The organism is Noviherbaspirillum sp. (assembly GCF_036846085.1).
GTDB lineage: Bacteria > Pseudomonadota > Gammaproteobacteria > Burkholderiales > Burkholderiaceae_D > Noviherbaspirillum.
Window position 1 is genome coordinate 1 of the sequence record NZ_DAIUCO010000329.1, and the last position, 5,146, is coordinate 5,146.

Genomic DNA, 5,146 nt, shown 5'->3' on the forward strand with positions numbered 1-5,146 from the left:
GGGTCCTGCATCTTTTCCTTGTTAGAAGCGGGCGCTGGTTTCGTGCTAACTATTTAAGAATATTGCCTGGTTGTAGTTCTCTCTTCCTTAAACCTCACTCCAAGCTTTCCATAAAAGCCACCACCGCCCGCAACTCCTCGCCCGAAAGCGTATTGAACGACGGCATCCTGTTATCCGGCTTGATGTGCTGGCTGCCGGCGATCCAGCCGCCGAGCGCTCCCGCATTGTTCGGCAGCATGCCGGCGGCCAGCGACAGCCGACCGCCGACATGGGTCAGGTCCGGGCCGAGCGTGCCGATGGCGGGGGTGCCGCGTACCGCGTGGCACTGGGCGCAGAGTTTCATGAATAGTTGCTTGCCGGCGACGGGCGTGGCGTCGCGCGGTTCCGCCGCCGGCTGTCTCTGGCCGGCCAGCCAGGCGTCGTATTCCTCCGGCGCCTGAACCACCACGAAGAACGCCATGTTGGCATGCTGCGCGCCGCAATACTCGGCGCACTGTCCGCGATACACGCCCGGGACGTCGGCCCGGATGCGCAGGGTGTTGACATGGCCCGGGATCATGTCGATCTTGCCGGCGAGGTTCGGTACCCAGAAACTGTGGATCACATTCGGCGAGGTGAGGCGGAATTCGATCGGGCGGCCCACCGGGATGCGGATTTCATTGGCGGTTTCCATCAGCGGATGTCCATCCTGATCCAGATACCGCACCCGCCACCACCACATCTCCCCGATCACATCCACGCGCACGGCCGGCGCATCGCCGGAACGGGCGAGCGCGGATGCGCCCCACAAGGTGTAGACCAGCAGCGCCGTCAGCGTGACGACCGGAAAGACGACCCCGCCGCCGATGATAAGGCTGTGCCGGGACAATGCCGTGCGGACAGCGGGCGGCCCGAACAATGCCGCCGCCAGGAGCAGCATCACCAGGATGAAGATGATGCCGCCGCCGATGAACAGCACCCAGCTCATCTCGGCGATGCGCGCGGCATGATCGCCCTGGCGCGACAATGCCGACTGCTGGCCGGCGAGGGCGGGCAGGGCCTGGAGCGCAGGCAAGGCAAGCAGCATGGCGGCGAATCGTGTCGGCATGGCGAATGCAGGGAGAAGCAAAAGGAAAATGCGCTGTCGGACGCGCATGTCTTGGTGCAGCGCGCAATTCGTTCAGGCGGCTGGTTCGATCATGAACCGCCCGGTGATGATGCGTTCTGCAGCTGCGCAAACCGCGTCGCTGCCCAGGTTCCATTGGTGCTGTACGGAGACGCCCCGTGCGACAGTTCTTTCTTTCTTCAACAGCAGAATGCATGCCACGGCGGAACATCAAGCGCGCACAACTGCCTGTCCATCATCCTCGCAACATGCGGATACGCAGATTTTTCAAACTTTCGGTAGTTGTTACACGTGGGCACAATTCAAACCCGCCCAAGCCAGAAGCGAACCCTCAGGCGTTGCATCGGCATGGCGTCGATGAAATGCGATGAACGGGCGAGCCGGCCCACGCCGGCACTACTGGCAGGCAAATTGCAACATGCCCCGCATCTGCCTTCCGAATCCGTTGAAATGCCGCCTTCGACGCCGATCAAGCGCCTGTCATGTCACGCCGTCGGATGGGCGCTCAACGCCATTGCCGTACCGGCGGCGCTCGCCCATGCCGGCGAAGATCATGCGGGCGGCCACTTTGCATGGAACGCCGATCCCTGGATCATCGCCAGCCTGTTGCTGACCGCCTTTCTCTATGGCGCAGGACTCGGCCGGCTCTGGCGAAACGCCGGCAAGGGCGCAGGCGTACAGCGCCCCACGGCGGCAATGTTCGCCGCCGGCCTGGCGGTGCTGGCGATCTCGCTGGTGTCGCCGATCGACACGATCAGCGGCGAGCTGTTCTCCATGCATATGGTCCAGCATGAACTCATGATGCTCGTCGCCGCGCCGCTGATGGTGCTCGGCAGGCCGCTGGCCGTGTTCCTCTGGGCCTTTCCAGCCGGCTGGCGCAAGCGGATCGGGCGGCTGGTGAAGTCGCGCGCGGTGCAGGGGCCGTGGCATGTATTGAATTTGCCCTCCGTCGCCTGGCTGGTGCATGCGGTCGCGTTATGGGCCTGGCACTTTCCGGCCTTGTTCCAGGCCGGTCTTGCCAGTGACGGCGTGCATGCCGCGCAGCATGCGAGCTTCCTGCTGTCGGCGCTGCTGTTCTGGTCGTCGCTGCTGGGGCGGCAAACCGGGCTTCGTTACGGCGCGGCAGTGATCTACATTCTCAGCACGGCGATCCATACCGGCATTCTCGGCGCCTTGCTCACCTTTTCGACCCGGATCTGGTATCCCGCCTACACCAATACCGCCGCCTGGGGCCTGACCGCGCTGGAAGACCAGCAGCTGGGCGGGCTGATCATGTGGGTGCCGGCCGGATTTGTCTTCGTCTTCGCCGGACTGGCGGTGGCGTACAGGCTGCTGTCGCCGCAGATGGAGCGCGGCGCAGCCGGTGTCGGGGCAGGGCGGGGATGAGGTCCGGCGGAAAAACCTGTACGAGAACCGGCGCCGGCGTCGCCATGGAACGTTTCACGCCGGCGGCACTGCTCCTCCTGATCGTACTGCTGCCGGCCGCAGCCCCTGCTCAGGAAGCCTTGCCGCGCATCGACGGCGGCGACCCGGCGCGCGGCAAGGCGGCCATCGAGCGCCATGCCTGCACCGCCTGCCATGTGATTCCGGGCGTTCCCGGTTACGGCAGCAATGTCGGTCCGCCGCTGCACAAGATGGCCTTGCGCGGCTATATCGGCGGCGTGCTGCCGAATATGCCGGACGACATGGTGCGCTGGCTGCGCAATCCGCCGGCCATCGATCCGCGCACCGTGATGCCGAACCTCGGCATTACCGAAGCGGAGGCGAAGGACATGGCCGCCTATCTGTACACCTTGGACTGAAGGGGAAACCGGACCGATGCTGATCAGGATGAAGACCGTGTTGCTCATGCTGGCGCTGGCAGTGCTGCTGGCGCTTATCGCGGCAACCGCCTTCGTCGCCATCGGCGTCTACAACATCGCGGCGACGGTGCAGCATACCCGGCCGGTGTACTGGCTGCTGGATGTCGCAATGCGCCGTTCGGTCAAGCTGCGCAGCGCGGCAATCGAGACGCCGGCGCTGGACGACGACACCCGCATCCGCAACGGCTTCGCGCACTACCGCAATCATTGCCTGCAATGCCACGGCGCCCCCGGCATCGCGCCGGAGCCGTTTGCCCTGGGACTCACCCCGGCCCCGGCAGCGCTCGTGGCGACGGCGCGCGAGTGGCCGGCGAAGGACATCTTCTGGGTGGTGAAGTACGGCATCAAGATGAGCGGCATGCCGGCCTGGGAATACCGGATGACCGACCAGGAGATCTGGGACGTGGTGGCCTTCGTCGAGCATATGCCGGCGTTGTCGCCGGCCGACTACCAGCGCTGGGACCGCGGCATGCCGGCGCGTCCGGCAGGGACGGTGCCGGCGGTCGCCGCACCGTCCGCCCCCGCGGCGCCGGGCGATGTCCAGGCCGGCCGGCTGGCGATCGACCAGTATCTGTGCGCGACCTGCCACCAGATTCCCGGCATTGTCGGCGCCAACCGGCATGTCGGCCCGCCGCTCAACGGCATCGGCACGCGCAAATACATCGCCGGCGTTCTGCCGAACACGCGAGAGAACATGGTGCGCTGGCTGCGGCATCCGACAGCGGTGGACCCGCTGTCGGCGATGCCCGATCTCGGGGTGACGGAAAAGGATGCGCGCGATATTGCCGCCTATCTCTACACCCTGAAGGACGTCGAGTAGCGCCGCCGGGTTGCATTGCCCTCGGGCATCCCGCTGCATTGCCAATTGCATACTCACGCGCGCCGATCCGGATTCACACCATTTGCCTGCATCCATCCTGCCGTCGCCTGCGTACAAGACTTACCGTCCCTGCGCAAACGAATTTCCGGCATGTCCTGTAAGGATCGCCCTTCGCAAGCGACCAACGATCTGCAGGGATATCATGCGCAATGCGCCGCTGATGAATCCAGGTACATGTCCAACAGGAGTCCAACATGAATCGTCGTCTCTTTCTTGCCGGTGCATCGGGTTTGCTCGCCGCCGGTTACCTCCCATCACTGATCCCCGCCATTGCAAAGGAGAATGCCGCCGTGACACCACTTGCAAAACCGCATTCCGAATGGAAAGCGCTGCTGCCCGCGGCCAGCTATAACGTGCTGTTCGAAGAAGCGACCGAGCGCGCCGGAACAAGTCCTCTCAATAATGAAAAACGCGCCGGGACCTATATCTGCGCAGCCTGCTTTTTGCCGCTGTTCGACAGCGCGACGAAGTTCGAGAGCGGCACCGGCTGGCCGAGCTTTTTCAACTACCTGCCCGCTTCCCTCGGGATGAAGAAGGACTTCAAGCTCATCTGGCCGCGTACCGAATATCACTGCGCCCGCTGCGGCGGTCACCAGGGGCATGTCTTCGACGACGGCCCGAAGCCGACCGGCCTGCGCTATTGCAATAACGGCGTCGCGCTGCGCTTCATTCCCAAGGAAGAGAAATTGCCGGAGCTGAGGACATGATGAAACTGACGACGGTTTTCTCCGGCCTGCTGCTGGCCGGCGCGCAGGCGTCGGCGCAGGCTCCCGCGCCGGCACCCGGCGCCGGCATCGCGATCTTCGCCGGCGGCTGCTTCTGGTGCACCGAAGCGGATTTCGAAAAGCTGCCGGGCGTGGTGAAGGCGGAGTCCGGCTATATCAACGGCCGCGTCGACAACCCGACCTATGAACAGGTCAGCGCCGGCAACACCGGCCACACCGAAGCGGTGCGCGTGGTCTACGACCCGGCCAGGGTCAGCTATCCGCAACTGGTGGAGTATTTCTGGAAAACGATCGATCCGACGGTCAAGGACCGGCAGTTCTGCGACGTTGGCAACCAGTACCGCAGCGGCATCTATTACCTCAACGATGCGCAGCGTGCGGCCGCCGAAGCGAGCAAGGCGGCGCTGCAGAAATCCGGCCGCCTGCCGCAGATCCATACCGAAGTCGAACAGGCCGGCCGCTTCTATCCGGCGGAGGAATATCACCAGGATTACTACAAGAAGAACCCGGTGCGCTACAAGTTCTACCGCACGAGCTGCGGGCGCGATGCGCGGCTGGCGGAGGTGTGGAAGGG

6 protein-coding genes are annotated in these 5,146 nt (G+C 64.4%); 5 read left to right on the forward strand and 1 reads right to left on the reverse strand.

Annotation, left to right across the window (positions count from 1 at the left end; translation table 11 throughout):
* Positions 1–94: 94 nt before the first annotated feature.
* The gene (gene coxB, locus V7080_RS23890; protein ID WP_334190879.1) at positions 95–1,087 is read right to left on the reverse strand and encodes a cytochrome c oxidase subunit II; all 993 of its coding nucleotides are present in this window, start codon (positions 1,085–1,087) and stop codon (positions 95–97) included.
* Between the two features lie 468 nt (positions 1,088–1,555).
* On the opposite strand from coxB, the gene V7080_RS23895 reads away from it, so the two are divergent.
* The 5 genes from V7080_RS23895 to msrA all read left to right on the forward strand — a co-directional run.
* A complete protein-coding gene (locus tag V7080_RS23895; RefSeq protein WP_334190880.1) occupies positions 1,556–2,491 on the forward strand; it encodes a cytochrome c oxidase assembly protein in 936 nt (311 codons plus the stop codon).
* Between the two features lie 44 nt (positions 2,492–2,535).
* On the forward strand, positions 2,536–2,907 hold the full coding sequence (locus tag V7080_RS23900; RefSeq protein WP_334190881.1) for a c-type cytochrome: 372 nt from the start codon (positions 2,536–2,538) through the stop codon (positions 2,905–2,907).
* 16 nt (positions 2,908–2,923) lie between these two features.
* Entirely contained in the window at positions 2,924–3,787 is an 864-nt protein-coding gene (locus tag V7080_RS23905; protein ID WP_334190882.1) for a c-type cytochrome, read from the forward strand.
* 254 nt (positions 3,788–4,041) lie between these two features.
* Positions 4,042–4,554 (forward strand): peptide-methionine (R)-S-oxide reductase MsrB, encoded by a 513-nt coding sequence (msrB, locus tag V7080_RS23910; RefSeq protein ID WP_334190883.1) that lies wholly within the window; start codon positions 4,042–4,044, stop codon positions 4,552–4,554.
* The coding region (gene msrA, locus V7080_RS23915; protein ID WP_334190884.1) for a peptide-methionine (S)-S-oxide reductase MsrA at positions 4,554–5,146 on the forward strand (593 nt) is incomplete at its 3' end. The genes msrB and msrA, both read left to right, overlap by 1 nt.

Bases quoted from the DNA above. Each gene is read 5' to 3' on its own strand.
- coxB (WP_334190879.1), bottom strand. From the start codon at position 1,087: ATGCCGACACGATTCGCCGCCATGCTGCTTGCCTTGCCTGCGCTCCAG.
- V7080_RS23895 (WP_334190880.1), top strand. From the start codon at position 1,556: ATGCCGCCTTCGACGCCGATCAAGCGCCTGTCATGTCACGCCGTCGGA.
- V7080_RS23900 (WP_334190881.1), top strand. From the start codon at position 2,536: ATGGAACGTTTCACGCCGGCGGCACTGCTCCTCCTGATCGTACTGCTG.
- V7080_RS23905 (WP_334190882.1), top strand. From the start codon at position 2,924: ATGCTGATCAGGATGAAGACCGTGTTGCTCATGCTGGCGCTGGCAGTG.
- msrB (WP_334190883.1), top strand. From the start codon at position 4,042: ATGAATCGTCGTCTCTTTCTTGCCGGTGCATCGGGTTTGCTCGCCGCC.